This is a genomic window from Mesorhizobium sp. M1295 (assembly GCF_040318135.1).
Lineage (GTDB): Bacteria > Pseudomonadota > Alphaproteobacteria > Rhizobiales > Rhizobiaceae > Mesorhizobium.
Genome location: NZ_JAMYLU010000002.1, coordinates 233,377 through 259,956 on the forward strand (window position 1 = coordinate 233,377; position 26,580 = coordinate 259,956).

At 62.1% G+C, this 26,580-nt stretch carries 32 protein-coding genes, 1 other RNA gene and 1 pseudogene; 14 read left to right on the forward strand and 20 right to left on the reverse strand.

Annotation, left to right across the window (positions count from 1 at the left end):
* Nucleotides 1–52: 52 nt before the first annotated feature.
* From NKH29_RS04140 to NKH29_RS04150, 3 genes are all read left to right on the forward strand, one after another.
* Nucleotides 53–313, forward strand: a complete 261-nt coding sequence (locus tag NKH29_RS04140) for a DUF2312 domain-containing protein (protein WP_023719653.1) — start codon at nt 53–55, stop codon at nt 311–313.
* A 50-nt stretch (nt 314–363) separates the two neighbouring features.
* Nucleotides 364–804 (forward strand): hypothetical protein, encoded by a 441-nt coding sequence (locus NKH29_RS04145; protein ID WP_023719652.1) that lies wholly within the window; start codon nt 364–366, stop codon nt 802–804.
* A gap of 70 nt (nt 805–874) precedes the next feature.
* Complete coding sequence (locus NKH29_RS04150; RefSeq protein ID WP_023719651.1) at nt 875–1,189, forward strand: hypothetical protein; 315 nt, start codon at nt 875–877, stop codon at nt 1,187–1,189.
* 3 nt (nt 1,190–1,192) lie between these two features.
* Here NKH29_RS04150 and msrB read toward each other — a convergent pair whose 3' ends face one another.
* The 5 genes from msrB to NKH29_RS04175 form a co-directional block, all read right to left on the reverse strand.
* The gene (gene msrB, locus NKH29_RS04155) at nt 1,193–1,597 is read right to left on the reverse strand and encodes a peptide-methionine (R)-S-oxide reductase MsrB (protein ID WP_023719650.1); all 405 of its coding nucleotides are present in this window, start codon (nt 1,595–1,597) and stop codon (nt 1,193–1,195) included.
* Between the two features lie 108 nt (nt 1,598–1,705).
* The gene (locus NKH29_RS04160; RefSeq protein ID WP_352480939.1) at nt 1,706–2,527 is read right to left on the reverse strand and encodes an MBL fold metallo-hydrolase; all 822 of its coding nucleotides are present in this window, start codon (nt 2,525–2,527) and stop codon (nt 1,706–1,708) included.
* Nucleotides 2,528–3,718 (reverse strand): vWA domain-containing protein, encoded by a 1,191-nt coding sequence (locus NKH29_RS04165; RefSeq protein WP_023719648.1) that lies wholly within the window; start codon nt 3,716–3,718, stop codon nt 2,528–2,530. It abuts the gene before it with no gap.
* Between the two features lie 8 nt (nt 3,719–3,726).
* Complete coding sequence (locus tag NKH29_RS04170; protein WP_023719647.1) at nt 3,727–4,173, reverse strand: GNAT family N-acetyltransferase; 447 nt, start codon at nt 4,171–4,173, stop codon at nt 3,727–3,729.
* A gap of 118 nt (nt 4,174–4,291) precedes the next feature.
* Entirely contained in the window at nt 4,292–5,131 is an 840-nt protein-coding gene (locus tag NKH29_RS04175) for an AAA family ATPase (RefSeq protein WP_352999089.1), read from the reverse strand.
* A 176-nt stretch (nt 5,132–5,307) separates the two neighbouring features.
* Between NKH29_RS04175 and ssrS the strand changes: the two genes are divergently transcribed.
* From ssrS to NKH29_RS04195, 4 genes are all read left to right on the forward strand, one after another.
* Nucleotides 5,308–5,463, forward strand: a non-coding RNA gene (gene ssrS / locus NKH29_RS04180) — 6S RNA.
* 80 nt (nt 5,464–5,543) lie between these two features.
* Entirely contained in the window at nt 5,544–6,131 is a 588-nt protein-coding gene (locus NKH29_RS04185; RefSeq protein WP_352640126.1) for a 5-formyltetrahydrofolate cyclo-ligase, read from the forward strand.
* Between the two features lie 81 nt (nt 6,132–6,212).
* On the forward strand, nt 6,213–7,037 hold the full coding sequence (locus NKH29_RS04190; RefSeq protein ID WP_023678036.1) for a TIGR00282 family metallophosphoesterase: 825 nt from the start codon (nt 6,213–6,215) through the stop codon (nt 7,035–7,037).
* Between the two features lie 70 nt (nt 7,038–7,107).
* On the forward strand, nt 7,108–7,872 hold the full coding sequence (locus tag NKH29_RS04195; RefSeq protein WP_352494148.1) for a TerC family protein: 765 nt from the start codon (nt 7,108–7,110) through the stop codon (nt 7,870–7,872).
* Between the two features lie 21 nt (nt 7,873–7,893).
* Here NKH29_RS04195 and NKH29_RS04200 read toward each other — a convergent pair whose 3' ends face one another.
* The 4 genes and pseudogenes from NKH29_RS04200 to NKH29_RS04215 all read right to left on the reverse strand — a co-directional run bounded on the left by NKH29_RS04200 (nt 7,894) and on the right by NKH29_RS04215 (nt 9,713).
* Entirely contained in the window at nt 7,894–8,361 is a 468-nt protein-coding gene (locus tag NKH29_RS04200) for an SRPBCC family protein (RefSeq protein ID WP_352999090.1), read from the reverse strand.
* A gap of 31 nt (nt 8,362–8,392) precedes the next feature.
* On the reverse strand, nt 8,393–8,755 hold the full coding sequence (locus NKH29_RS04205) for a hypothetical protein (protein ID WP_352640128.1): 363 nt from the start codon (nt 8,753–8,755) through the stop codon (nt 8,393–8,395).
* Nucleotides 8,756–8,810: 55 nt separating this feature from the next.
* Nucleotides 8,811–9,203 carry a VOC family protein gene (locus NKH29_RS04210; protein WP_352640129.1) on the reverse strand — a complete coding sequence of 131 codons (393 nt, stop codon included), beginning with the start codon at nt 9,201–9,203 and terminating at the stop codon, nt 8,811–8,813.
* Nucleotides 9,204–9,231: 28 nt separating this feature from the next.
* Nucleotides 9,232–9,713: pseudogene (locus NKH29_RS04215) on the reverse strand (SRPBCC domain-containing protein).
* Between the two features lie 51 nt (nt 9,714–9,764).
* Between NKH29_RS04215 and NKH29_RS04220 the strand changes: the two are divergent.
* From NKH29_RS04220 to NKH29_RS04230, 3 genes are all read left to right on the forward strand, one after another.
* The gene (locus NKH29_RS04220) at nt 9,765–10,088 is read left to right on the forward strand and encodes an ArsR/SmtB family transcription factor (RefSeq protein ID WP_352640131.1); all 324 of its coding nucleotides are present in this window, start codon (nt 9,765–9,767) and stop codon (nt 10,086–10,088) included.
* Nucleotides 10,089–10,320: 232 nt separating this feature from the next.
* Nucleotides 10,321–11,070, forward strand: coding sequence for a YebC/PmpR family DNA-binding transcriptional regulator (locus NKH29_RS04225; RefSeq protein ID WP_023678028.1), 750 nt, complete (start codon nt 10,321–10,323; stop codon nt 11,068–11,070).
* A complete protein-coding gene (locus NKH29_RS04230; RefSeq protein WP_023719638.1) occupies nt 11,067–11,378 on the forward strand; it encodes an Rdx family protein in 312 nt (103 codons plus the stop codon). The genes NKH29_RS04225 and NKH29_RS04230 overlap by 4 nt, the downstream gene beginning before the upstream one ends.
* A 20-nt stretch (nt 11,379–11,398) precedes the next feature.
* Here the strand turns inward: NKH29_RS04230 and NKH29_RS04235 are convergent, their stop codons facing one another.
* Both NKH29_RS04235 and NKH29_RS04240 read right to left on the reverse strand, forming a co-directional pair.
* Complete coding sequence (locus NKH29_RS04235) at nt 11,399–11,878, reverse strand: anthrone oxygenase family protein (RefSeq protein WP_352999091.1); 480 nt, start codon at nt 11,876–11,878, stop codon at nt 11,399–11,401.
* Nucleotide 11,879: 1 nt separating this feature from the next.
* Nucleotides 11,880–12,713: a Rossmann-fold NAD(P)-binding domain-containing protein gene (locus tag NKH29_RS04240; RefSeq protein WP_352640132.1), complete on the reverse strand. Its 834-nt coding sequence runs from the start codon at nt 12,711–12,713 to the stop codon at nt 11,880–11,882.
* A 112-nt stretch (nt 12,714–12,825) separates the two neighbouring features.
* On the opposite strand from NKH29_RS04240, the gene NKH29_RS04245 reads away from it, so the two are divergent.
* Nucleotides 12,826–13,467 (forward strand): TetR/AcrR family transcriptional regulator, encoded by a 642-nt coding sequence (locus NKH29_RS04245; protein WP_352480932.1) that lies wholly within the window; start codon nt 12,826–12,828, stop codon nt 13,465–13,467.
* Between the two features lie 16 nt (nt 13,468–13,483).
* Here NKH29_RS04245 and NKH29_RS04250 read toward each other — a convergent pair whose 3' ends face one another.
* Complete coding sequence (locus NKH29_RS04250) at nt 13,484–14,557, reverse strand: helix-turn-helix domain-containing protein (RefSeq protein WP_352999092.1); 1,074 nt, start codon at nt 14,555–14,557, stop codon at nt 13,484–13,486.
* Nucleotides 14,558–14,717: 160 nt separating this feature from the next.
* Between NKH29_RS04250 and NKH29_RS04255 the strand changes: the two genes are divergently transcribed.
* Nucleotides 14,718–15,425 (forward strand): hypothetical protein, encoded by a 708-nt coding sequence (locus NKH29_RS04255; RefSeq protein WP_352640134.1) that lies wholly within the window; start codon nt 14,718–14,720, stop codon nt 15,423–15,425.
* 70 nt (nt 15,426–15,495) lie between these two features.
* Here the strand turns inward: NKH29_RS04255 and rpmE are convergent, their stop codons facing one another.
* A complete protein-coding gene (gene rpmE / locus NKH29_RS04260) occupies nt 15,496–15,717 on the reverse strand; it encodes a 50S ribosomal protein L31 (protein ID WP_006327661.1) in 222 nt (73 codons plus the stop codon).
* Between the two features lie 204 nt (nt 15,718–15,921).
* On the opposite strand from rpmE, the gene NKH29_RS04265 reads away from it, so the two are divergent.
* A complete protein-coding gene (locus NKH29_RS04265) occupies nt 15,922–17,724 on the forward strand; it encodes an ABC transporter transmembrane domain-containing protein (RefSeq protein WP_352480929.1) in 1,803 nt (600 codons plus the stop codon).
* Nucleotides 17,725–17,749: 25 nt separating this feature from the next.
* On the opposite strand, the gene NKH29_RS04270 is transcribed toward NKH29_RS04265, so the two are convergent.
* Both NKH29_RS04270 and NKH29_RS04275 read right to left on the reverse strand, forming a co-directional pair.
* Nucleotides 17,750–19,777 (reverse strand): DUF3857 domain-containing protein, encoded by a 2,028-nt coding sequence (locus tag NKH29_RS04270; protein WP_352845220.1) that lies wholly within the window; start codon nt 19,775–19,777, stop codon nt 17,750–17,752.
* A 206-nt stretch (nt 19,778–19,983) separates the two neighbouring features.
* Nucleotides 19,984–21,468, reverse strand: a complete 1,485-nt coding sequence (locus tag NKH29_RS04275) for a carboxypeptidase M32 (RefSeq protein ID WP_352884009.1) — start codon at nt 21,466–21,468, stop codon at nt 19,984–19,986.
* Between the two features lie 184 nt (nt 21,469–21,652).
* On the opposite strand from NKH29_RS04275, the gene NKH29_RS04280 reads away from it, so the two are divergent.
* Nucleotides 21,653–22,003: a DUF1304 domain-containing protein gene (locus tag NKH29_RS04280; RefSeq protein ID WP_023719631.1), complete on the forward strand. Its 351-nt coding sequence runs from the start codon at nt 21,653–21,655 to the stop codon at nt 22,001–22,003.
* Between the two features lie 79 nt (nt 22,004–22,082).
* Here NKH29_RS04280 and NKH29_RS04285 read toward each other — a convergent pair whose 3' ends face one another.
* The 5 genes from NKH29_RS04285 to NKH29_RS04305 form a co-directional block, all read right to left on the reverse strand.
* Nucleotides 22,083–22,481, reverse strand: a complete 399-nt coding sequence (locus NKH29_RS04285; RefSeq protein ID WP_023719630.1) for a hypothetical protein — start codon at nt 22,479–22,481, stop codon at nt 22,083–22,085.
* 262 nt (nt 22,482–22,743) lie between these two features.
* Nucleotides 22,744–23,775, reverse strand: a complete 1,032-nt coding sequence (locus NKH29_RS04290) for a peptidoglycan -binding protein (protein ID WP_352480924.1) — start codon at nt 23,773–23,775, stop codon at nt 22,744–22,746.
* Nucleotide 23,776: 1 nt separating this feature from the next.
* Complete coding sequence (locus tag NKH29_RS04295) at nt 23,777–24,802, reverse strand: MotA/TolQ/ExbB proton channel family protein (RefSeq protein ID WP_023719628.1); 1,026 nt, start codon at nt 24,800–24,802, stop codon at nt 23,777–23,779.
* Between the two features lie 115 nt (nt 24,803–24,917).
* Nucleotides 24,918–25,625, reverse strand: a complete 708-nt coding sequence (gene trhA / locus NKH29_RS04300) for a PAQR family membrane homeostasis protein TrhA (protein WP_352480923.1) — start codon at nt 25,623–25,625, stop codon at nt 24,918–24,920.
* Nucleotides 25,626–25,724: 99 nt separating this feature from the next.
* Nucleotides 25,725–26,525 (reverse strand): inositol monophosphatase family protein, encoded by an 801-nt coding sequence (locus tag NKH29_RS04305; RefSeq protein ID WP_023719626.1) that lies wholly within the window; start codon nt 26,523–26,525, stop codon nt 25,725–25,727.
* Nucleotides 26,526–26,580 lie beyond the last annotated feature (55 nt).

Sequence of the window (26,580 nt, forward strand, 5' to 3'; positions counted from 1 at the left end):
GCCGCTCGGGTCACCCCGAGTCGCGGTGAGAAAACGACGCGGAGAGAAGAATATGGCCGACGACATCACCGAGACCAGCCAGACTGTTGCCGCCGGCCAGTTGCGCGCCTTCATCGAGCGTATCGAGCGGCTCGAGGAAGAGAAGAAGACGATTGCCGACGACATCAAGGAAGTGTTCGCCGAGGCCAAGGGCACCGGCTTCGACACTAAGGCGATGCGGTCGATCATCCGGCTGCGCAAGAAGGACCAGGCCGAGCGGCAGGAAGAGGAGTCCATCCTCGATCTGTACAAGGCCGCGCTTGGAATGGTGTAGGCCGGTAATAGCCTTGGGCGCCGGTTGCGGCGCCCCTCAACGGTTCGAACATGAGCGAATTCGATTTTGGCGCCCGCCGCGCCTCTGAATTCCGCCAACGCAGCTTCTGGACGCTGTTCGCGGAACGGCATCCGGATGAAAGGGCTCTGCTGGCGAGGCGTGGACCGTGGTTCTGGCAGCGTGGGCTGCCCGACTTCGCATTGGTCCTTTCCATGTACGTCGCGCCTGCGCAGAATCATGTCGGCGTCTTCTTCGGCCGCAACGAGAAGTTCGGTGCCACGCAAGCCTGGTCGCGGCTGAAGCCGTTCCAGCCGGCCATCGAAGACAGGCTGAAGCTCAGGCCAGAACAAAGTTGCGACGGCCTCGGCATCAATTCGATGTGGCGGGTGAATTGTTTTGCCGAAGACAATTGGCCGGCGATGACCGACTGGCTGGTGACGGAAGCCTCGCGTTTCGAGCGCGCGATTGCCGAAGTTCTGGGTCAGGAATAAAGCAGGGTTTCCAGACGCAATCCTTGTGGAAGGGTTGCGCTGGTGAGCAGAGCGAGGAGCCGGTCGATCGATGACGATCATGTCGCGCGTTGCCGCCTTCTTCCGCTCACGCTGGCTCGGCGGCGTGCCGCTCGATCGGCTGTTCTGGCGCGACCTGGTTGTTGTCGGCACAGCGATCAACGTCGCGTCGTCGGTGGTGGCGCTCATTCTGCTCGGGCTGAAGCTGCCGCTTGCGCTGGTTCTGGCGGTGCATTTCGCGCCGGTGCCCTACAACATCTTCCTGACTTTTGCCGTTTGGCGAACTGCCGGAAAATCAAGTGGCGCCAAGGCCTCGCTGATGACGCTTGGCGCCACGTTGTGGCTGATCCTGGTGGTCGTGGCCTGACGATCAGGCGGCCGGCTCGAATTTGAGCGCCACGCCGTTGATGCAATAGCGCAGGCCGGTCGGCGGCGGGCCGTCCTCGAAGACGTGGCCGAGATGGCTGCCGCAGCGGGCGCAATGGCATTCGGTGCGGACCATGCCGTAGCTGCGGTCGACAGTAGTCTCGAGCGAACCCGGCACCGGGTCGTTGAAGCTCGGCCAGCCGGTGCCGCTCTCGAATTTCAGCTTGGATTCAAACAAGGGTTGGTCGCAGCCGACGCAGGAGAAGGTGCCGGCGCGCTTCTCGTGCAGCAGGGCGCAGCTTCCCGGCCGCTCGGTGCCGTGGTTGCGCATCACCGCATATTGCTCAGGCGTCAGCCGGGCGCGCCATTCGGCGTCGGTGCGGGTAACGGGGTAGGTGTGGCTGTCCATTTTTTCCTCTTAGCTTAGGTCGCTATTTGGGTTGCCTTCCCAACTTCGCCTGAAATAGGGATTTGTTACCGCGTTTGCCCGTATTTCTATCCTGTCGCGAAGAATTCCTCAGGCGATGGCGGCGAGATAGCGCGCAACCGATGCTGAAAATGCCGCCTTTGCATCTCCGATGACGTTCTGGTTCCACCACGCGCCATAGATATGGTCGAACGCGAAAGGCTCCAGCGCGGCCTTGATGCCGAGCACTTTCGAAGCGTTGAGCGGGATGTAGTTCGGGTAGCTGTACATGAAGCTGAGATGGCGGCGAGTCGGCGTCACCTGCACGATGTCGCCGGCCAGGATGGCATTGCCGCCGTCGCGCTTCCAGTGCAGCACCTGGCCACCGGCAAAGTGGCCGCCGCAGCGGATGAGCGTCAGCGACGGGTTTATGGCGCGCGTCTCGCCTTGCCAGCTGATGATCGCCGGATGCGGCCGCATGATCCACTGACAATCATCGGCGTGCAGATAAATCGGCACGCCGCCAAACGCCTCGCTCCACTCGACCATTGCCGAATAATAATGGCAGTGGGAAATGGCGATCGCGGCGAGGCCGCCCCGGCGGTTGATCTCGGCCACCGCCTCGTCGCTGACCATCGAAATGCAGTCCCACAGCACATTGCCGTGCGGCGTTTGCGCCAGCAATGCCCGCTGGCCGATGGCGAAGCGCGGCTCGATGCCGAAGGCGAGCACGCCGGCGTCGTCTCTCATCGCGAGCCGATGGCCGGCGGCGAGCTCTTCCGGCGTGGTCCAGGCCTGGCCCTCCCAACGCACATATTGCCGCTCGTCCTCGCAGATCGGGCAATGTCGCGGCGGCGTCGCTGTCGCCGCGAACTGGACACCGCATTGCAGGCAAAGGAAACAGGTCGACCTTCCTGTTTTGCGTGGATCCATTCAGTGCTTCCTTGAAAGTTGCTTCGTCGCGGCTTCGAGGCCGGCGAGCGTCAGTGGAAACATGCGGCCGTCAAAAATATCGCGGATCATGGCAATCGAATGGGTAAAACCCCAGTTCTTCTCGGCTTCCGGGTTGAGCCATATGGCATTTGGCCATTGCTGCAGCAACCGCCCAAGCCAGACGGCGCCGGCCTCCTTGTTCCAGTGCTCGACCGAGCCGCCGGGATGGGCGATCTCGTAGGGGCTCATCGAGGCGTCGCCGACGACGATCACCTTGTAGTCGGGGCCATATTTATGCAGGAGATCGAAGGTCGGAATCACCTCGGCATGGCGGCGGCGATTGTCCTTCCACACGCCCTCGTAGAGGCAGTTGTGGAAATAGAAATATTCGAGCTGGCGGAATTCGGCGCGGGCAGCCGAAAATAGCTCCTCGACGCTCCTGATGTGGTCGTCCATCGAGCCGCCGACATCGAAGAACATCAGCAGCTTGACCGCATTGCGACGTTCGGGTTGTGTCTTAACGTCGAGATATCCGTGCTCGGCGGTGGCGTGGATGGTCCCTGGCAGGTCGAATTCCTCTTCGGCGCCTTCGCGCACCCAGCGGCGCAAGCGCTTCAGCGCGACCTTGATGTTGCGGGTGCCGAGCTCGACGGCATCGTCGAAGTTCCTGAACTCGCGTTTGTCCCAGACTTTTACCGCGCGGCGGTTGCGGCTTTCGTGCTGGCCGATGCGCACGCCTTCGGGATTGTAGCCATAGGCGCCGAAGGGCGAGGTGCCGCCGGTGCCGATCCATTTCGAACCGCCCTGATGTCGGCCCTTTTGCTCCTCCAGCCGCTTCTTCAGCCTCGCCATCAGCTTTTCGAAGCCGCCCAGCGCCTCGACCAGCTTCTTCTCCTCATCGGTCAGGTGCTTTTCGGCGAGCCTCCGCAGCCATTCCTCCGGGATGTTTGCGACATCGACCGGGTTTTCGCCAGCCCGCGCCTCGACACCTTTGAAGATGTGCGAAAAGACCTGGTCGAAGCGGTCGATGTGGCGCTCGTCCTTCACCAGAGCGGCGCGGGCGAGATAGTAAAAGCCCTCAACATCATAGTCGACCAGCCCGGCCTCCAGCCCCTCCAGCAGCGACAGATATTCGCGGAGCGAGACCGGAACCCGCGCTGCCTTCAGTTCGAGGAAGAAGGGGATGAACATCTCACGGTCTACAGCAGATCATACTCGATGAAGCCGGTCCTGCGCGCCACATGGTCGTAGAGCTTGCGTGCGGTGGTGTTGGTCTCGTGCGTCATCCAGTAGACGTTCTTGACGCCGATCTTGCCGGCTTCCTGCCTGACCGCTTCGATCAGGGCGGCGCCGACGCCCTTGCCGCGCACATCGGGGTCGGCAAACAGGTCCTGCAGATAGCAGTTGTTTATCTCCGACCAGCAGGAGCGATGGTAGAGATAGTGCGTCAGGCCGACGGCCTTGCCATCGAGGGTGGCGATGAAGCCTTTCGGCTCGAACTCGCCCGCCGTGAACAGCCGCTTCCAGGTGACGGCGTAAACCGCTTCCGGCAACTTGGTTTCGTAGAAGGTGAGATAGGCGGTCCACAGACGCCGCCAATCGGCATGGTCGGATTGCGCCAATGGGCGGACGGTGATCTCGGTCATTTCATTTCCCTCTGAACTCGGCAACCCGAAGCTGCCTCCGTCCCTGACCAAGGGCAACGGTCCAGCGACGGGAAACCGCTGTCCGAGGGCTTTCGTCGGCTTCCGACTGACCAGCCCCTCACCCCTGCCGTCTCGCCATGAAGGCCAGGCGCTCGAACAGATGCACGTCCTGTTCGTTCTTCAGCAACGCGCCATGCAGTTTCGGCAACGCATTCTTCGGGTCGGCGCGCAGGTCCTCGGGCGCGATGTCGTCGGCGACCAGCAGGCGGATCCAGTCGAGTGCCTCGGAGGTCGACGGCTTCTTCTTCAGGCCGGGCACATCGCGGATCTCATAGAACTGGGTCAATGCCGCTCGCACCAGTTTCTGCTTGATGCCGGGATAATGCACGTCGACGATTTTGTGCAAAGTGTCGACGTCGGGGAAGCGGATGTAGTGGAAGAAGCAGCGGCGCAGGAAGGCGTCCGGCAATTCCTTCTCGTTGTTGGAGGTGATGATGACGATCGGCCGGACGGTGGCGCGGATGGTCTCGCCGGTCTCGTAGACGAAGAACTCCATCCTATCCAATTCCTGCAACAGATCGTTGGGGAACTCGATATCGGCCTTGTCGATCTCGTCGATCAGAAGCACGACTTTCTTGCCGGCCGCAAAGGCATTCCATAATTTGCCGCGCTTGATGTAATTGCGAATGTCGTTGAAGCGCTCGTCGCCGAGCTGGCTGTCGCGCAGCCGCGAGACGGCATCGTATTCATAGAGACCCTGCTGCGCCCGCGTGGTCGATTTGACGTGCCATTCGATCAGATTCAGACCGAGCGCTGCCGCCACCTGGCGGGCAAGTTCGGTCTTGCCGGTGCCGGGCTCGCCCTTGACCAGCAACGGCCGCTCCAGCGCGATCGCCGCGTTGACCGCCACCATCAGATCCTTGTCGGCAACATAGGCTGCCGTGCCTTCGAAACGCATTTTTGCTCCCGGGTTCATCGCGCGACCCTAAGGACGCGGCCTTCGCTGTGCAAGGCGCTGCTGGCGAAGCGGGGATCTTGCCGGCGCTGACCTCGTTGAGGGGTTCTGCGTCGATTTAAGACTCGAACCGTGTCGTCTCTCTGGCGCTGGGCCTGCCGTCTGCCTATATTGGCGGGGACGGTCTGCGCTTCCCGGCAGGAGAACATTTTCCCCGGGGCCTTAATGATCCCTAGGGAGCTGTCCCTGGGAAGACCCGTGGGTTTTCTCATACGGCGCCCACCTACTTTGTAGGTTCCCGGGATCGCTCTCTCCACCGGTTGTGTGGATCGTCACTCACATTTCAGTGGGCCATGCGGTAGGAAACGTCGCTCCCAAAACCCCGTCCAGATCCGACTTTTTCTATCTTGACTCCATGACCTTCCGAAAAGACCTGAAAAAAAATCTCCGCAACGAAGCCCTCGGCCGCCGCGATGCGCTCGATCCGTTCTGGCGGGTAGAGGCAGCACTCGAAATGGCCGAGACGGCGCGCGACTGGATCACCGTCGAGCCGGGCCAGATCGTCTCAGGCTTCTGGCCGATGCGCTCGGAAGTCGACGTCCGGCCGCTGATGTTTGCCTTGCGCGAAAAGGGCGCGAGGCTCTGCCTGCCGGCCATTCTCGACAAGACCACCATCGTTTTTCGCGAACTGGTGCGCGGCGCGCCAATGATCGACATGGGCTTCGGCACCGTCGGGCCGCATGAGGAAGCCGAGGTACTCGATCCGCAGGTGATGCTGGTGCCGCTTGCCGCCTTCGATGCGCGCGGCCACCGCATCGGTTACGGCGCCGGCTATTACGACCGGGCGATCGCGCGGCTGGCCGACAACGGACAGCAGCCGCGGCTGATCGGCATTGCCTTCGACTGCCAGGAGGTGGCCCTGGTGCCGGACGAGCCGCATGACGTGATCATTCCGGAAATACTCACCGAGAGCGGGTTGCGCCTGTTCGCGCCGAAATTGTAGATAAGTTCCTGGACGCATGGTCTTTTCCGAAAGTCATGCAGCTTTTTGCTTCGCTGACCTTCAGTTCAGGATCACGCTTATATGAGACTTCTCTTTCTCGGCGACATGGTCGGCAAGACAGGACGTACGGCGGTGTGGGAACAACTGCCCGGCCTGATCTCGGATTTCAAACTCGACTTCGTCATCGTCAATGGCGAGAACGCCGCCGGCGGCTTCGGCATCACCGAGGAGATTTTTCGCGAGACGATCTCGGCCGGCGCCGATGTCGTCACCACCGGCAACCATGTCTGGGACCAACGCGATGCGCTGATTTTCGCGCCGCGCGAGGAACGCTTCCTGCGTCCGTCCAACTTCCCGAAAGGCACGCCGGGGCGCGGCTCAGGCGTCTACATCGCCAGGAACGGCGCGCGCGTGCTGGTCGCCAACATCATGGGCCGGGTGTTCATGCATCCCGAGCTCGACGATCCGTTCCAGGCCGGCGAGCGCGAACTTGCCGCTTGTCCGCTTGGCGAGCAGGCCGATGCGATCGTCATCGATTTCCATGCCGAGGCGACCTCGGAAAAAATGTGCTTCGCCCATTTCGTCGACGGCCGTGCCAGCCTTGTTGTCGGCACCCACACGCATCAGCCGACCGGCGATCACCAGATCCTCAATGGCGGCACCGGTTATATTTCCGATGCCGGCATGTGCGGCGATTACGATTCCTCGCTCGGCATGGACAAGGAGGAGCCGCTCAACCGGTTTTTGTCCAAGGTGCCGAAAGGCCGTTTCGAGGCGTCGACCGGACCGGCGACATTGTGCGGCGTCGGCGTCGACATTTCCGACCGTAGCGGCCTGACTGAACGGATCGCGCCGTTTCGCCGCGGCCCGCGGCTGGAGGAAACGGCTCCTTCCTTCTGGTCGTGACATTGATATGGACGCTTGCAATACCCAATTGCCGGCGAAACTGCTCTAGATCGTAGAGGGGACGACCTCCATGCAGCTAGTCGAATTCCTGGCGCCGCATTTCGCCTTTGTCTCCGACCCGACGGCATGGGTCGCGCTGCTGACGCTGATCGTGCTGGAGGTCGTGCTCGGCATCGACAATCTGATCTTCATCTCGATTTTGACCAACAAATTGCCGGTAGCGCAGCGAGCCCGCGCCCGGCGGCTCGGCATCTCCGCCGCGCTGGTGATGCGGCTGATCCTGCTGGCCACCATCTCGATCATCGTCCAGTTGACGATGCCGATATTCACCGCCTTCGGCCACGGCTTTTCATGGCGCGACCTGATCCTGATTGCCGGCGGCCTGTTCCTCGTCTGGAAGGCGACCAAGGAGATCCACCACACGGTCGATCTCGATGATCACCAGGACACGATGATGGGCGAAACACTGCAGCTGTCGCTGGCCGGCGCCATTTTCCAGATATTGCTGCTCGACCTCGTCTTCTCGATCGACTCGATCATCACCGCCGTCGGCATGACCGACGAAATCGCGATCATGTACATCGCGGTGATCGTGGCGGTGAGCGTGATGATGCTGGCGGCCGGGCCGCTGGCCGATTTCATCGCCAGGAACCCCAGCATCGTCATGCTGGCGCTAGGGTTCCTGCTGATGATCGGCATGACGCTGATCGCCGACGGCATGGGTTACCACGTTCCGAAGGGCTACATCTACGCTGCCATGGGTTTTTCGGCACTGGTCGAAGGGCTCAACATGCTGGCCCGGCGGCGGAAGAAGGCAAAGGGCGGCGGGCACTGAGGATGGCCCACCGCGGTTGACCTAATGCCCCGGCAAACCCTTCGGATGGCGGTCGCCGGTCAGGCCAAGCGTCAGGCCTTGCTCGAGCCACGCCTTGGCGCCGGCGAGCACCAGCGCAAAACCGCCGGTCGAGTCGATCGCCTGCTTGACCTGCTCATCGGGGCTGCCGGCAAAGCCGAAATTGCGGACCTCGAGAAAGGTCGTGCCGCCCGGCATCTCGGTAAAGGTCCACACCACCGTGGTCGGCGGATCGCTCCATTGCATGACGATCTTCTCGTTCGGCACGATCTCGCTGACCGTTACCGTCGTCGAGACGCCATACATGCGCCATTCCCAATGGATTTCCTTGCCGCTGTCCAGCCTGTCGCTGCCGTGGGTGAACCAGAATTTTGTCGTGATCGCCGGATCAACGATAGCTTCGAACACGTCGGCGACCGGCCGCCTTATCAGCATGCCGGCTTCGGCGGTCGGTGTTTCACGGATTTCCATAGCGTCCTCCTTTCCACGGCGCCGCCCCGGTTCACCAAGCATCGGGTTCGCGCACGAGGTGAATGATGTTGGCCGGGTTGGTGATCCAGCCGCCGCGAAAGCCTTCACCCAGTGCCTCGATGGCGTCGCAGCGCACGACGCCGGCCTTGGCGAGATGGTCCGCCGCGCCTGGAAAATCATCGGTGAACAGTTCCAGCCAGACCTCGGCCTGACTAAGCATCGGCGCCTCGTCGATCCACAGGCGATTGGGACCGAGTTCAAAGCCGATAGCGGGCGCCTTGGCCGTGAATGGCTTCAGGCCGATGACGTCGCGATAGAAGGCGATCGTTGCCTGGTATTGATGTGGCGGCACTTTCATGGCGATGTTGATGCCGCCGCTGATCTTCGCGGTCATTTGCTGGCTCCATTCCCGTGTTCAGGTTCGATTGGCCGGTTCGGTCCAGAACCCGCTATGCCAAATTGATTTGCCAGGAGACTCCGAACCTGTCGTTGAGCCATGCAAACCGGCGGCTGAAACCATAATTGTCCAGCGGCATCAGAAATTTGCCGTCCTTGGCCAGGGCCTCGACAATGCCGTTCAGCTCTGCCTCCGTGGAGCAATCCACATACAGCGAGACCGACGGCGTGAATGTGAAGGCATGGTGCACGGGGCTGTTGTAGACCATCACTTCCAGACCGCTTATGGACACGCGCGCCAGCTTGACCGTCCCTTCCGGGCCGTCTTCGCCGGAGCCGTAACGTGTGACGTCAAGGACGCTGCTGTCGGGGATCGTCTCGCAATAGAAGGTCATTGCCTCTTCGGCCTTGCCCTCGAACATCAGAAATGGCGTCACTTGCTTCATCGCAGGCCTCCGTCATCTTGGTGGTTTTTCAGATGTTGTTCTCGTTGGCCGGCTCGCCCTTCATCTCGCTGCGGTAATAGCCGTCGCGCAGATTGATGCCGTATTCGACATAGGCCTTATGCAGGCCAGCATCTGCGACCAGCCCTCGCAATTGAGATAGGACTTCTTCAGGCCGACCGCGTCCTCGCGCCAGCCGGTCTCGGCGATGGTGACAAAGGTGCCGCCATCATCGAGCGGTTCGAAATTCATCTCGATGCGGGTCTTGTAGGCTGGCTTGCCGTCGGCATCGGAGGCGTCCCAGTGCAGCACCATGCGGCTGTCCTTGATCACTTCGTCGACCTCGACGGGGACCTTGCCCCACCAGACAACACCGGCACCAGCCACCAGCGGCGCGCTGGCGCCGCCGATCGTAGTGAAATAGCCGCTAAGCTTCTTCGGATTGACGACCGCGTCGAAGACTTCGGCGACAGGTTTGCCGATGCGGCCCGAAACCCTGAATCCAAGAGACATATCCACAGCTCCTTCCTTGAATGGCTCAACGATATGTTATAGAAAAATAACATGTCAAGCCATTCGCAGGACGACAATGTTTTCAAGGCGCTGGCGCATCCGCGCCGGCGTGAGTTGCTGGACCGGCTGAAGGATGCGCCGCAGACCACCGGCATGTTGTGCGATGCCTTCCCCGACATGGACCGCTGCACGATCATGCTGCATCTGAAAGTGCTGGAGGAGGCAGACATGGTCGTGGCGCGGCGCGAGGGCCGCGAGCGTTGGAACCATCTCAACGCCCTGCCGATCAAGCACATCCACGACCGCTGGATCAGCCAATATGCCACGCACGCGATCAGCATTCTCGACCGGCTGGAGTCCGATCTGGAGGGGTGAACGGCCGCCGAAGCCTGCCTTTTCGGGTCTCAAGCCCTTGCGTGTCGTCTGCCACGGCGCGGCTGGACGAATTGAGCCGATTTATCTATAAGCCGGCCATTCCGACATAGAGCGCCGTACGTCCGTCCGGACGCAGCAGGACGTTCTGAGATTTTGAATTCGAGCACTTTGCAAGGCGCCGGGTGGTTCACCAGGCCGCGGATGCTCTAGCCGAGAAGACGACAGGGGTGCCATGGCTGGCCATTCACAGTTCAAGAACATCATGCACCGCAAGGGCCGTCAGGATGCGGTGCGATCGAAAATGTTTTCCAAGCTGGCGCGCGAAATCACCGTCGCCGCCAAGAGCGGCACGCCCGATCCATCGATGAACCCTCGCCTGCGCCTTGCGGTGCAGAACGCCAAGGCGGTGTCGATGCCGAAGGACAACATCCAGCGCGCCATCAACAAGGCGTCGATGGGCGATGCCGAGACCTACGAGGCCGTGCGCTACGAGGGTTATGGGCCGGGCGGCGTCGCGCTAATCGTCGAGGCGCTGACCGATAACCGCAACCGCTCGGCGTCGAATGTGCGCGCTGCCTTCACCAAGGCCGGCGGGGCGATGGGCGAGACCGGCTCGGTGTCGTTCATGTGGGACCGCGTCGGTGAGATCTACTATCCGGCATCGGCCGGCAGCGCCGAAAAGGTGATGGACGCGGCGATCGAGGCCGGCGCCGACGACGTCCAGTCGGACGAGGAAGGCCACACGATCTACTGCGCCTTCGAGAACCTCGGCGAGGTGTCGAAGGCGCTGGAAGGCGCGCTCGGCGAGGCTGAATCGGTGAAGCCGATCTGGAAGCCGCAGACCAATATCGCGGTCGACGAGGAGCGGGCACAATCGCTGATGAAGCTGGTCGCGACGCTTGAAGATGACGACGACGTGCAGAGCGTCTACGCCAATTTCGAGGTCGACGAGGAGACCTTGGCGAAGCTCAGCGCGGCATGACCCAACACGCGCTGCCTACAGTCCGCATCACCTATTGCACGCAGTGCCTGTGGCTGCTCAGGGCCGGCTGGATGGCGCAGGAGCTGCTGTCCACCTTCGGCACCGATCTCGGCGAAGTGACGCTGGTGCCCGGTACCGGCGGCATCTTCACCATTTCCTGCAATGACACGCTGGTCTGGGACCGCAAACGTGACGGCGGTTTTCCCGACGCCGCAAAGCTCAAGCAACTGGTTCGCGACGTCATCGATCCGGATCGCGATCTCGGCCATGCCGATCGCAAGGGTCATAAGTCGAAGGACCCTGCCTGAGGGTCTTCTTGCCCCGGCATTCACCGGCACGCGAAGATAAAGCAGCCCAGCGCCACGATGGCGGTGATGGTGCGGACATGGTTCCACATCACCCAGTCCTTGAGATAAGTGGCCCATACCGCGGCGCCGTTGGCGCTTGCCGGATCGACTGCGGCCAGGGCGTTGTTGAGCGGCACGTTGAACATCATCGTCACGATCGGGTTGCCGACGAGATAGATCAGGGCGCCGGCGAGAAGCCAGAACGCGCCCGGCTGGCTCCAGCCGATAAGAGCGCCGGCGGCAAGCACAAGACAGACCAGCCCGGTGCCGAATAGCGCGGTCATGAATGCCGGCGTAATCACGGTGATGTTGATCGAATTCATGGCGGCGATGCCGCCTCCGGCAGGCAAGCGGGCGAGCGCCGGCATGATAAAGTTGGAGAAGGCGAAGAAAACGCCGCCGACAACGCCTGAGCCAATGGCAGCGACGAAGGTGAGGGTGGGAAGCAGTTTCATGATCATGTCAGTTCCTCCAGATGCCCGTGGCGGCGGTTTCGGTTGCGTAGGTGGAAAAGTCTTTTGGGGCGCGGCCGAGCACGCGCTGGACGCCGTCGGTCAGCGTTTCGTTGCGGCCGTCGAGCACTTCGGTGAACAGCTCGTTGAGCAGCCAGGCGAACTCGGCCGGCAACTCGTGCTCGGCTATGGCGGCGGTGAACTCGGCATGGGAAACCCGCTTGAAACGGATGTCGCGGCCTGCGGCCCTGCCGATCTCGGCGACCGCGTCGGCAAAGCTCAGCAGCCGCGGCCCGGTCAGCTCATAGAGCTCTCCGACATGTCCTTGCCGGGTTAGCACGGTAAAGGCGGCCTCCGCGATATCGTCGGCATCCACAAATGGTTCGCCCACACTGCCGACCGGCAACGCCACCTCGCCCTCCTGCAAAGATTCGACGAGGAAGCCTTCGCTGAAGTTCTGGGAAAACCAGGCGCAGCGCAGGATCGTCCAATCGGCGCCTGAAGCTTTGAGCATCTCTTCGGCGCGCTGTGCTTCCGTTTCGCCGCGCCCCGACAGCAGTACCAGCCGGCGCACACCACACTCCACGGCAAGACGAGAGAAGGCGCCGACGGTGTCGGCCGCGCCGGGCACCGCAAGATCAGGATAGTAGCTGATGTAGACGGCGCCGACACCATCAAGCGCGGGTTCCCAGGTCGTGCTATTTTCCCAGTCGAAGGGCGGCGTACCCGAGCGCGAGCCGATCTGCACCGGCAGGCCCCGCGCCGTCAGCCGCTCGGCGAGACGGCGGCCGGTCTTGCCGGTGCCGCCGAGGATCAAAGTTGGTTTCGTTACAGTAGGGTTCATGTCGATTTTCCTCAGTTTGCAAATGTGAACAATCCTCACATTTGCCAAACGTGATAAACCCTCGTATTTTGCGAGTCAAGCCAATTTGTTGATTGTTCGCCTGGAGACAGTGATGGAAGGCTCTGCCGTATCGGATTCACAGGATGGCCAGATCGCATCGCCGCGCCGAACGCCGAGCCAGCAGCGTAGCCGCGAGCGGGTCGAGCGCATGCTGGCCGCAGCGTCGGCGCTGATCGCCGAGCAAGGCAGCGATGCGATGCGCATGGGCGAGGTGGCCGAGAGGGCCGGCGTGTCGATCGGCTCGCTCTACCAGTTCTTCCCGGACAAGCGGGCAATCATTTGGGCGCTGGCCGAACGCTACACCGCCGAAAGCCAGGCCTGCATCGCGGCGGCACTTGCCGACGTCAGTGACGCCGACGGCTTGCGCCAGGCGTTTTCGGAGCTGGTGGATATCTACTACCGGTTATTCCTGGCCGAGCCGGTGATGCGCGACATCTGGTCGGGGACACAGGCCGACAAAGCATTGCGCGAGCTTGAGCTTGCCGACAGCCGGGCCAACGCCGAATTCCTCACCACGGTGCTGAAGCGGTTGCGGCCGTCCGCCGATCCGGAAGCGCTGGAAACCACGGCATTTCTCATCTGGCAGATGGGCGAGGCCGCAATGCGGCTTGCGATTTCGGTCGACCGGCAAGAGGGTGACAGGCTGGTTGCGGCCTACAAGCGGATGGCTCTGCGAGAGTTGCTCGGCGCCTGACCGGCGCCGCGCGCATTCATTTTCCCTTGCCTGGCAAGGAGATGGCCGGCATCGTGCCCTTCGGCGGCCGATACTTCCGCCGCCATGCCTTCGGGCTCAGGCCGGTGATGCGCAGGAACTCACGGTTGAAGTTCGATTTGCTGAGGAAACCGGCGTCGAGCATGATGCGGGTGATCGGTTCGTCGGTCGCCGCGAGCAAGCGGCGGGCCTCATCGATCCTCCTGCCGTTGACGTATTGGGATACGCTCGATCCGTGGACGCGATTGACCGCCGATGACACTTGCCGTGCGGGGAGGCCGAGCCGCCTGGCGATGCGCCCGAGGTTGAGATCGACATCCTTGTAGAGATATTTCGATGTCATCAGCGCGTCGACCGCCGCCGCGACAGCGGAATCTTCGCTGGTCACCCGTGGCGTGGTTTGGGCGTGCGACACATCCACTTCCTCTTCGTCGGAAGCAGCGGTTTCGCTGGCAACAGCGGCCGCGCCGCCGAGCAGCAGCAGCGCCAGGACGTTGGCGGCGGCAATCACCGCGCCGGAATGAGTGCCACCTGTCCATTCGAGGTCGAAGCTGATGATGATGTCGGTGACCGGCGATGCAAGGATCGCCAGCGCCGTCACCAACAGCGATCGGTAGGACCGCAAGACGCCGTCGAGACGCGATTCGACAAGAACATCCGGACCGGCCAGCGCCAGCCAAAGAAGGGCGGCGCCATAGGACAGGAAAACGAGGATGATCACCGGCCCGACCGGCTCGCGCCAGAAGATCAGGAGCAGGACAACCAGGCAGGCCGGCAGCAAATGCGGCCAGAGTGATGCCAGGCGATGCGCGGACGGTTCCTTCGTCAAACCGCTGAAGGCTATCCAGGCAAGGGGTGCGATCAGTGTCGCCAGGACCGACTGGAACGGCATGATTGCCCTGACATCATAACCCCAGCGAATGCCGATCAGCACCGACTGCAAGGCATAGGCGGCGATCAGCAGCATGAAGGCGATGTTTTCACGCAGATCGGCCTCGTTTCGGCGGACCATCTGCACGAGCAGGATGACCAGCAACAGGGCAACGACGAATGGCAGGGGAATGAAGATCATGATCGCAAGCGTGGTTCCAAAGCGGGCAGCGGCCGACAATGACCCGGATTGCGTTCGCGGTCGTCCCGGATCGCGATCAAGGTCGCGGAAATCGACGTTTCAGATCATCTCGACAACGCCACGGTCCAGTCGCGACCGCCCAACATGATCGGAGACAATGATGAAATCCGCAATTCTCGTCTTGCTGCCTTTTGCCGGCGTTGCCCTGGCATCGCCGGCGACCGGTGAGGCCTCCAAGACGCTCGATCTCGTCGGGGTGAGCGCCGTCGTCATCACCGGCGAAGCCAGTTCCGTCAAGCTCACCACTTCGTCCGCGGCACCCTACCACGCGACGATCAGCGGCCGCCGTGAAGGCTGGTTTGCGAGCTGGTATTCGAGTTGGTTCGCCAGTGACTGCCGTTCCGCCAGCGACATGAAGCTGGTGGCCTCGACGCTACGCATCGATGTTGCTCCCTCCTCGTGGCTGGATCCTTCGGACTGCGTGGTCGAGATCAACGCCAACATCCAACCCGAGAGTTCCGTGTCGATCGACCAAGCGGCGCTGCAAGCCAACATGGCGGGGAATTTCTCTACTATCGCCATCGCGGGCAAGGCCGCCGATGTTTCACTCGACGGGCATGCTTCGAGCATCGATCTCAAGGGCGAGGCGCTGAAGGTCAATCTCTTCTATGGCAGCATCCGGCAGGACGAAAACATCGCGATTGCCGGCAAGGCGCTGGATGCCACGCTGTCCTTCGGCCAGCAGGTTCCGATCAGCTATTCGGTGACAGCATTGGCGTCCTTCGTCGACAGTTCGCTTCCCAACACCGCCGGCGCCAAACCCTCGATCGTCATCAAGGGCGATTTCGTTCGCGCGACGATCCGCTGAATAAAAAACCCGCCACAAGGGCGGGTTTTTTATCTGCAGGCAGCCAATGCGGCTTGAGCGTTCTTCGACCTTACAGGCCAAAACCTTCGAAGCGCTTCTTGAACTTCGACAGGCGGCCGCCGCGGTCGAGCAGGGTCTGCTGGCCGCCGGTCCAGGCCGGATGGGTCGTCGGGTCGATATCGAGGTTCATCGTATCGCCTTCCTTGCCCCAGGTCGAACGGGTCATGTATTCGGTGCCGTCGGTCATGACGACCTTGATGGTGTGGTAGTCGGGATGGATGTCGGTCTTCATGGTTCTGTTCCTGGCTTGCCGGGTGCTGCCGACGGGCTGAAGCCTGCGTCGATGCGCCCCTTTTTAAAACTCGAAGCCGCAGCTATTGAGGAGCCACGGCTTCTAAAACGGTCGGCGAGCCTATACATCAGCCGGAATTGAATCACAAGGCCGCGGCAAGCGCATATTGATGGCGCAAACCTCAAAAGGCCAAAGGACACGGTCATGGCGAACATCAGCGGCGATGCAGACGAGCGCAGGCGCTCGCTGAGGCCGCTGCAGCGCCTGTTTCCCTACATCACCCATTACCGCAAAATGGTCATCGGCGCGATCATCTCGCTGGCCGTCGCGGCGGCGACGACGCTGGCGCTGCCACTGGCCGTGCGGCGGATGATCGATCACGGCTTTTCCGCTTCCGATTCCAGCTTCATTGCCGAATATTTCGCCATGCTGGTGGTGATGGCCGCCGTGCTGGCGGCGGCGTCTGCCAGCCGCTACTATTTCGTCATCACGCTGGGCGAGCGCGTCGTTGCCGATATCCGCCGCGATGTCTTTGCCCACGTCACGACGCTGTCGCCCTCCTTCTTCGACACGGCCCAGTCGGGCGAGATCGTCTCGCGGCTCGCCGCCGACACGACACAGGTCAAATCGGCCGTGGGTGCTACCGCCTCGGTGGCTTTGCGCAACGTCATCCTCGGCCTTGGCGCCGTGGCGATGATGGTCTTCACCAGCCCAAAACTGTCCGGCCTGGTCATCGCGGCCATTCCGTTAATCGTGCTGCCGCTGGTCGCCTTCGGCCGCTCGGTGCGGCGCAAGTCACGGCTGGCGCAGGATACTCTGGCCAATGCCACCGCCTATGCCAGCGAGCAGATCGGCGCGGTCCGCACCCTGCAGGCCTTCACCAACGAGAAGCTTGTCACCGGGTATTTTTCATCCGCCGTGGAAGCAGCGTTCGAAGCGGCGCGGGCCTCGATCTTTGCCCGCTCCTTTCTCACCTTCTTCGCCATCTTCATGATCTTTTCCTCGGTGGTGGCGGTGCTGTGGTTCGGTTCGCGCGACGTGCTCGACGGCACGCTGTCGCCAGGTACGCTTGGCCAATTCCTGCTCTATTCGGTGTTCGCTGCTGGCGCGCTCGGCGCCTTGTCGGAGGTCTGGGGCGAACTGTCCCAGGCAGCAGGCGCTGCCGAACGGCTGACCGAGATCCTGGCCGAGAAACCCGCGATCCAGGCGCCCGCCGATCCGAAGCCGCTGCCGGCAAAGGCGAGAGGCGCGATCAGCTTCGACGATGTCTCCTTCTCCTATCCGGCCCGGCCCGACCGCGCCGCCGTCCATGGCCTCAGCTTTCAGGTCAAACCCGGCGAGACGGTGGCGATCGTCGGACCATCCGGCGCCGGCAAGAGCACCGTGTTTTCGCTGCTTCTGCGCTTCTACGATCCGGAAGCCGGCAGGATCGTCATCGACGGAGTCGATCTGCGCGAGGCCGATCCGGCCGCGATCCGCGCGCGCATAGCCATCGTGCCGCAGGATGTCACCATCTTTGCCGCAAGCGCGCGCGACAATATCGGCTTTGGCCGGCCCGGCGCCAGCCAGGCCGAGATCGAGGCGGCGGCGAAAGACGCGCTTGCCGACGAGTTCATCCTGAAACTCGAAAAGGGCTATGACAGCCAGGTCGGCGAGCGCGGGGTGACGCTGTCGGGCGGCCAGCGCCAGCGCGTGGCGATCGCCCGCGCCATTTTGCGCGATGCGCCGATCCTTCTGCTCGACGAGGCGACCTCGGCACTCGATGCCGAAAGCGAGACGCTGGTGCAGACGGCGCTCGACCGGCTGATGCAGGGGCGTACCACGATCGTCATCGCCCATCGGCTGGCAACCGTGCTGAAGGCCGATCGCATCCTGGTCATGGATGGCGGCCGCATCGTCGAGGAAGGCACGCATCAGAGCCTGGTCGCCAAGGGCGGCATCTATGCGCGGCTGGCCAAGCTGCAGTTCGAAACCGGGGCGAATGCCTTCAGGGGCGCGGCCGAGTAGGTCCCCCAGCGACCGCTGGGATTCTTCAGCTACCGAAAGCTCGGCGTTTGCCGCGTCGATAGGCGATGAACAGGGGAACGCCGACAAGCAACGACAACAAAAGCATGCTGGCGACGGTCTGGCGCTGCTCCTTTGCCGGATCGCTGAGCTGCACATCGGCAGGCGGCTCTTCATAGGTAAAATCGTACTGCCACCGGATTTCGTCCGCGACGTCATCGACGGTTTTCAGATAGTCGGCAATCGCCTTGGCCGGCACTTCAGTTGCCAGGCTCTGAAAGTTCCATTCGACTTGAAATTCGGTGGGCGTGTTGGACCAGGACGCCTTGAGAGACAGATAGGGCGTCACGACGTTTTTCATCGACTCGCCGGAAAACCTCGCCTTGAGGTTGCGCACCGTTATCTTGTGACGCCGGTAGAACTGGGGGCCGATGGAGACGGGCCCGGTTCGGTCGACGATTGTCGGGGTTGGAAGAGAGTTGTTGCCGAGATCGGCCGCGCGGATCGGGAAATTCTTTGCCAGATCGTTGGCCGCCAGCGCCTCTGCCGGCAAGCGATAACTTTCCTTCACGCTCACTATGTTGTCGTCGCGGCGATCCACGATTTCCGGCTTGGCGACGGTTTGGATGCCCGGATATTGCTTGTTGTAGTATTTCAGGTAGGCGTCCGACACCTCGCTCAGCGACCGGCTGGCCAAATTGCCGCGCATCCAATCGGCATCGGCGTCCTGATATGTCGAGAAGACCGTCAGCACGAGGGGATCGCCCGGTTTCCGCGGAAAATCGAAGTCCTCGGCGATCTGGATCGATGGGCTGGTAAGCACAGGACTCGGCATCTTCTCCAATCCGCCGGTGCTGGAAAGCGGCAGCGCGAAGCCGTAGTCCGACTGTGCGAGATTGGGCGCCTTGCCGCCCTGAAGATAGTCGGTAGCATCCAGCCAATATGTCTTTGTTCCGATCCTCGCCTTGACGATGGCATGGTCGAAATCGCGAAGCGCCGGCAGATGCTGGTCCAGGGCCCGCCCTTCGTCGAGATCGGCCAGGGCAACCTCGGCAGCAATGCCAAGCCGCACAAGCGAAGAAACCAGCAGCAGTGCCTTGTCCTTGCAGTCACCAAACCCGCTCAGGATGACGGTCGCGGGATCACGCGGAATGTAGGAACCGGCACCCATCGACAGGCTTACATAGCGGATCTGGTCCTGCACCAACCGCATTGCCTCGACCATCCGGTCTTCGGGCACGGGATGCCGCAGTGCGATGTCGTCGAGCTTTGCGGCAAAAGCCGAGGGAAAAACGGTCGCTGGCTTGTAATAGGGCGCAACAGCATCGACCACACTTTGCCAATTCGCGGTCGATGCGACATCGATAGAGCCCCAGCCTGGATATGTCACGGGCAGGTTGTCCTCGACATTGACCGGTTTCGGGTTTGGAATTTCCCACAGATAGGTCGTGTCCGGCCCTGTCGACGAGATCGAAGGCTTGAGTTGGGTCCCCCTTGTCTTGGTCTCGAGCGGCTGGCCCGAAGGCCAAATGATGCTCGTGCGGATAAGCGCTACCGGCTCTTCCCATTCGGTGGAGAAATTCTTGAAGAAGAGATCCTTGCCGACGAGCGGCGTTATCTCATAGGTCGATCCGTAATCAACGATGTCGCCGGCGCGCACGTCATCGATGTTGACATGTGCTGTCAGCCAGCCGTCGAAGACGCCTTTCTCGGCATCTCTTTCCCTGCGGAAGATGTCGAATTCGACGTCTTCCAGCCGGTCCAAAACGGCGCCGTCGCGGATGATGTGAAGATGGTTGAGCGTGACCTTGTGCCGGGACGGATCGAATTGCAGATCGATACTCGCGCCCCGATCCAGCCCGGGACGGTCAACGATTCTATAGACTGTGCGCGAGTACTCGACATAGCCGCCGGCGCGATGCTTGATCTGGTCGTCCGAGAGCAGCCATGAAACGCCATTCTTGATTTGATCCGATCGGGTGGGATCGGCAGCCGGAGTATCAACCTGCGTTACCCAGCTTTCCGCGGGGCCCTTGAGAACCATGTCGTCGGACATGGCCGGAGAACTCAGGCCGATCAACAAGATGAAAAATACCAAGCGGGGCCAGAAAGACTTCATCCCATGAAAACTGTAATAGGCAGACATCTACGCTCGCCCAACTTGGAAGAACTCCTTTTTCAGAGGCTTTCCCACCAAAGTAAAGGCCAGTTTCGCGGATTTCTGCGGTCACCGCAGCAAGAACCAGGAACAGACGAAGCGACTCAGTTACCGTACCGCTTCTTCAGGTGATCGGTGAAATGCACGGCATTGAGCTTTTCGCCGGTGGCGCGTTCGAGCAGTTCCGGCGTCGACCAGCGCGAGCCTTGCGACCAGATCCTTTTGCGGCGCCAGTCGTTGATCGCGGCGAAATCTCCCTTGGCGAGGTCTTCGTCGGCTGAAGGATGATCTCTGGTCAGCGCCGCCCATTGCTGCGCCGCCATCATGGCGCCCAGCGTGTAGGAGGGGAAATAGCCGAAGGCGGCACCCGGCCAGTGGACGTCCTGCATCGGACCATCAGCCGGATTGTCTGATGTCGACAGGCCGAGATAATCGCGCATCTTGGCATCCCAGGCCTCGGGCAGGTCGGCTGCTTCCAGCCGCCCCGAGACAAGCTCCTGCTCCAGCTCGTAGCGCAGGATGACATGCAGCGGGTAGGTGACCTCGTCGGCATCGACGCGAATCAGACCGCGCTCGACCCGGTGCACATGCGGCAGGATGTCGTCGATCGTCCAGCTCTCACCAAGGTGTCTTTCGACCACCGGCAGTGCCCAGCGCCAGAATTCTGGATTGCGGCCGATCTGCTTTTCGACGAACAGGCTCTGGCTTTCATGCACCGCCATGCCGCGCGCTCTGCCGAGTGGCCAGTGCGCCCACGCCTTCGGCAGGTTCTGCTCGTACAGCGCATGGCCGGTCTCGTGCAGCACGCCCATCAGCGCCGACAGGAAATCCGAGGTCTTGTAGCGGGTGGTTATGCGCACGTCGCTCGGCACACCGCCGCAGAAGGGATGGTGCGAAACCGACAGCGAGCCGTGGGTGAGGTCGAAGCCGACTGCGGCCATCATGGCGAGGCCGAGCTCGCGCTGCTTGTCCAAGGGGTAGCTGCCGGAAAGCGGCTTCAGCGGATGTTTCGCCAGCCGCTCCTCCTGCACGGCAAGTGCCTCCGGTACGAAGCCTTTCAAGAAAGTCTTCAACTCAGCAAATAAAGGCGTGATGTCGGCGGTGCGATTGCCCGGGTCATATTGCTCCATCAGCGCGTCATAAGGCTCGAGCCCGAGCACCTCGGCGCGAAATGTCGCCTCCTCGCGCACCAGCGCCACGACGCCTTCGAGCGCCGGCAGGAAGCCGGCCCAGTCGTTCTTGGCGCGCAGGTCGCGCCAGAGTTGCTCGGAGCGCATGCGCACAGTCGTCTGGCGCTCGACGAACTCGACCGGCAGGCAGGTCAGGTTGGTGTATTGCCGGCGGAACTCCCTGACCGCGGCCTGCTGCTCTTCGTTCAACGCCTCCTGCTCGGCCGCCGCGATCCAATCGGCAATCTCCGGCGCAGTCGCCTGGGCGTGGTGCATGCCGGCAAGCGCCGACATTGCCTCTGCGCGCTTCTCGCCGCCGCCGACCGCCATATGGGTCGCCTCGTCGGCGCCGAGAATGGCGAGGGCATGTTCCAGCGCTTCGAGCTTGTGGCCGAGGTCGTCGAGATTTTGAAAGGACATGGTGGGTTCCGCTGATTTGACGGCGGGAAAAGATACCAATGGAAAAGTGTTGGCAACCCCTGAAAACCGTCTGCGACCGATGCATCGACTGCCGGCCGCAACGGCCGAAAGGCATCTTGCGGAAGCGGTGGCGTGCGTGATCAATGTCGTTGGCGGCGGCAGACCGCAATGGGGGAGACGAAACATGATCGCCAATGTACTGGTCGGGCTGGTGGCCGTGATCCACCTCTGCATCGTCTATCTGGAGATGGTGCTGTGGGACACGCCGCGCGGTCACATGGTATTCAAGCTGACGCCGGAATTCGCCAGTGCCTCGAAAGTGCTTGCGGCCAATCAGGGACTTTACAACGGTTTTCTCGCAGCTGGGCTGATCTGGGGGCTTTACCTCGGCGAAGCCGGTTTCCAGTTCAAAGTCTTCTTCCTGCTCTGCGTCGCCGTCGCCGGCCTCTACGGCGCGGCGACGGCGGGCCGTAAAATCCTGTTCATCCAGACAGTGCCGGCAATGCTGGCGCTGATTGCGTTGGCGTTGTGCTAGCGCATGATCCCTGAACCGAAAACTGGAAAAGGATCATACGCAAAATCAATTGCCACAGCGCCGGGCGCTGCGGCCGATCTCAGCCGCCTGGATAGTTTGGGCCGTAGCCGTTAGGATAGTATCCGCCATCGCCGCCGTTGCCGATGAGGAAGGCACTGCCGGTATCAGCGCGTAGCTTTTGGCTGACATCGTCGAGCTGCGCCAGCAACTGCTGATATTGCGTGCTCGGCATCGTTCCCTCGCGCGCGGCCCTCTGGGCGGCCCGATCGAGTTGAGCGACCTGCGTGCGCAAGTCACGCGCCTCGCCCGGCTCGAGCTTGTTCGCCCGGATGGCGCCCTGGATACCCGTCTCCACGCTCTGGATCTGATTGATCAAGGCCGTCTCACGCGGGCCGGCGTAAGCGCCAGCAAACGGAACGGCGAGGAGAAGTGTGGCGAGCGTAGCAGTCCTGAGGTTCCTGGGAGCGAAGAAGCGCATGGTTGCGTCTCCTTTACTGGGGAAGGCGATGGTTGGGTTTTCCTGCCTTCCGGCCGCGGGCCGTCAGGTTCCGTCGCGTCGCGATGAGCGGTTCCACCGCCGGCGGTTCTCGGCCCAGACCAAGGCTAAAAGGCGGTGGCGGCAAAGTGTAATTAAAAAAAGGTAATTTTTTCAGCTCTTGCGGCTGCCGCACCAGTGCCCTAGATGCCGCCGACTTGAGCCGGCTCGATCCGGTGCATGTAACGAGCCAAAGGCTTGCAGATCACCGCTCGGTCAGCTTCAGCTCGATGCGGCGGTTCTTGTTGCGCGCCTCTTCGGTATCGGCGGGGTCGAGCGGCTGGAATTCGCCGAAGCCGGCCGCGACCAGCCGGTTGGCCGGCACGCCGTTCTCGATCAGGAACTTGACCACCGATGTCGAGCGCGCCGTCGACAATTCCCAATTGTCGCGGTAGCGGCCGGTGCCGGAGAGCGGCTTGTTGTCGGTGTGGCCGTCGACGCGCAGCACCCAGTTGATCTCCGGCGGGATCTCCTTCTGCAATTCGATGATGGCATCGGCGAGCTTCTTCATTTCGACCTTGCCGGCATCGTTGATCACTTCGGAGCCGGTCGGGAAAAGCACTTCCGACTGGAAGACGAAGCGGTCGCCGACGATGCGGATGTTCTCGCGGTCGGCGAGAATTTCACGTAAGCGGCCGAAGAAATCGGAGCGGTAGCGGTTCAGTTCCTGCACGCGTTGCGCCAGCGCGACGTTGAGGCGGCGGCCGAGATCGGCAATCTTGGTGTTGGACTCGCGATCGCGCGTTTCGGACACGTTGAGCGCTTCTTCGAGCGCTCCGATTTGCCTGCGTAGCGCCGCGATCTGCTGGTTGAGGATTTCAACCTGGCTCAGTGCCTGTTGACTGATCTGGCGCTGGCTGTCGAGCTCGCCGGAAAGTGCCGTTGCGCGCTGGTTGGCGGCGTCGCCGGCGCCAGCGCCTTGCGCCAGCAATTGTTCGAGCCGGCTCTTTTCCGCCTCCGATGCAGACAGCGAGGCCTGCAAATTGGCAAGGGTGTCCTCCTTGTCCTGCGTCGTCGAGCGCTCCAGCGCCAGAAGCTGGGTCAACTCATTGATCTGGGAGTTGAGGCGGTTGAGCACCGTGTCCTTGCCGGAGATCTCGCGGCCGAGCAGGAACTGCGCCAGCACGAAAACCGTGAGCAGGAACATGATCGCCAACAGCAGCGTCGACAGCGCATCGACGAAGCCAGGCCAGTAATCGATGCGGCGGTCGGAGCGCCGGCCTCGTGCCAACGCCACGTCAATGCACTCCAGGTTTCTTCAAGGCGTCGGCGATCTTCTCCAGGGTGTTGCGCATCGCCTTCTGCTCGTCGGACTGGGCCTCGACCCAGTCGCGCATGATCTGCTGTTCCGAGCGCATGTTCTTGACCAGGCCAGAAATGCCGTCGGCGAGATTGGCCATGGCGGTGGCGACGCGCGGATTGGAGCCGCCGCCATTCTCCTGCAGGGTGCGCAGCTTTTCCGACAACAGACGGATTTCATCGGAGGGTTCGCTCTTGGCCGCGTCGGCAACGACGATGTCGGAGGACAGGTCGGTGACCGAGGACAGCCAGTTCTCGAGCTCGGTATAGAAGCGCGTCTGGGCGCGGCCGGCCTGCAGGTCGAGGAAGCCGAGCACCAGCGAGCCGGACAGGCCGAACAGAGACGACGAGAAAGCGGTGCCCATGCCGGCCAAAGGGGCGGAAAGCCCCTGCTTCAGGGATTCGAGCACGGCCGCTGCGTCGCCGGTGCCGGGATCGAGCGACTCGATGGTTTCGCGGATCGAGCCGATCGTGTTGAGCAGGCCCCAGAAGGTGCCGAGCAGGCCGAGGAACACCAGCAGCCCGACAAGGTAGCGCGAGGTGTCGCGGCTTTCGTCGAGGCGGGTGGCGATCGAATCCAGCATGGTGCGCATCGAACTGGTCGAGAAGGCAATCGTCGAGGAGCGGCCGATCATCGCCTTCATCGGCGCCAGCAGCACGGGTTCGGTGGTTTCGGAACCGGCGCGGAACGAATTGACCCAGCGCACCTCGCGGAACAACCGGCCGACCTGGACGAAGGCCAGCAGGATGCCGACCGCCAGCACGCCGATGATCAGGCCGTTGAGGCCGGGATTGGTGACGAAGGCGGTCGAGATCTGGCGGGTCAGGATGGCGGCGATAAAGGCCACGATGAACAGAAAGATCACCATGGTCAGCAGAAAGACCTGCGGGCTCGACAATTTGTGCGGGTCGTAGATCAGAACGTCGGAGCGCCTGCCCATGCCGAAGGATCTGAGTAAAGTCATCCGTGCCCCGTTTCCGATGCCATCGCCGCCGATCACATTGTGTTTGCGACTCTAAACGGAATTGTGACGAAATTGAATGGCGCTTGGCAATATTGCCACTGTCCGCGACCGGAGGTCAAAGCCGGTTAATGACCAGGCAGTCGACCATGGCGGCCAGATGCAGGCCGGCGCCGGTGACGACAAAGCCGTGCCACAGCGCATTGTGGAAGCGCAGGCCTTTCCAGGCGAAGAAGATCACGCCACAGGAATAGACGATGCCGCCGGCAACGATGAGGGCGATCGATGTCGCCGGCAGCGTCCGTAGGAGCGGCTCCACCAGAACGATGCCGCTCCAGCCGATGGCGAGATAGAACACGATTGCCAGCCGGTCGAAACGGCCGGGGAGAAAGACCTTGATGGCGATGCCGACCGTCGCGGCGATCCAAACCAGGACGATCATCGAAACAGCCAGCGGCGAGCCGCCGAGCTGGGCAAGGAACGGCGTGTAGGTCGCAGCGATCAGCAGGTAGATCGCCGCATGGTCGAAGCGCCGCAATATCCATTTCGCCGGCGACGATACCGGCCACAGATTATAGGCCAGCGAAACCGACAGCACGGTGAGCAGCGAGACCACATAGAAGGCGGCGGCGACATATTCGCCGGGGCCGGTCCGATAGGCGGCCAGTGCCAGCAACGTCGAGCCGGCAGAGATCGCCAGCACGATGCCCACGGCGTGGACGATACCGTCGGCGATGATCTCGGCGCGCGAGTAATGCCAGCGCCCCATGAAGGGGATGTCGAGCTGGGATAATTCGCTCTGGGATGTGGGCCGGCTGTTCGTCATCGATGATCCTGCGTCGCCTTATCTGGGCGGCCGCGGGACAGTATTTCAAGCTTTGGTTGCGGTTTTGCGACTGCGGCGCTTCAGCGCGGCGCGACTACATCAGCGCGCTGGGAGCGGCTTCTTCACCGTCTTCAACAGCGCGCGTTGCATGAGTTCGTTGCCGGCAACGACCGAACCGGCGGTCAGCATGTCCTGGCCGCCGGCAAAATCGGAGACGAAGCCGCCCGCCTCGCGGATCAGCAACATGCCGGCGGCAATATCCCAGGCCGACAGGCCGATTTCCCAAAAACCGTCCATGCGGCCGGCGGCGACGTAGGCGAGATCGAGCGAGGCGGAGCCGAGGCTGCGCACGCCCGAGACCTCGGCCATGACATTGCGCAACTCGACAAGGAAATTGCCGTGCTGGCCACGCCCGAGATGCGGCACGCCGCAGCCGATCACCGCATCGACCAGCTTGGTGCGGCCGGCGACGCGCAACCGTCGATCGTTCATGAAGGCGCCGCCGCCACGCTCGGCGGTGTAGAGCTCGTCCATCGCCGGATTGTAGATGACACCGGCGACGATCTGGCCCTGGCGCTCCAGCGCGATCGAGATAGCGAAGAGCGGAATGCCGTGCAGGAAATTGGTGGTGCCGTCGAGCGGATCGACGATCCAGCGGTGCTGGCCGTCGTCGCCCTCGATCACGCCGCGTTCCTCCATCAGGAAGGCGTAGCCGGGCCGCGCCTTGGACAGTTCGGCAAAGACGATGTCTTCGGCCTTGCGGTCGGCCTGGCTGACATAGTCGCCCGGCCCCTTCATCGAGACCTGCAGGTTCTGCACTTCGCCGAAGTCGCGCGACAGCGAGCGGCCGGCCTTCATTGCGGCCTGGACCATGACATTGAGGATCGCGGAACGCGCCATTGCTCTTCTTCCTGTCGCTGCGCCTATCTGCTTTGACGCGTGATCCTATCCAAAA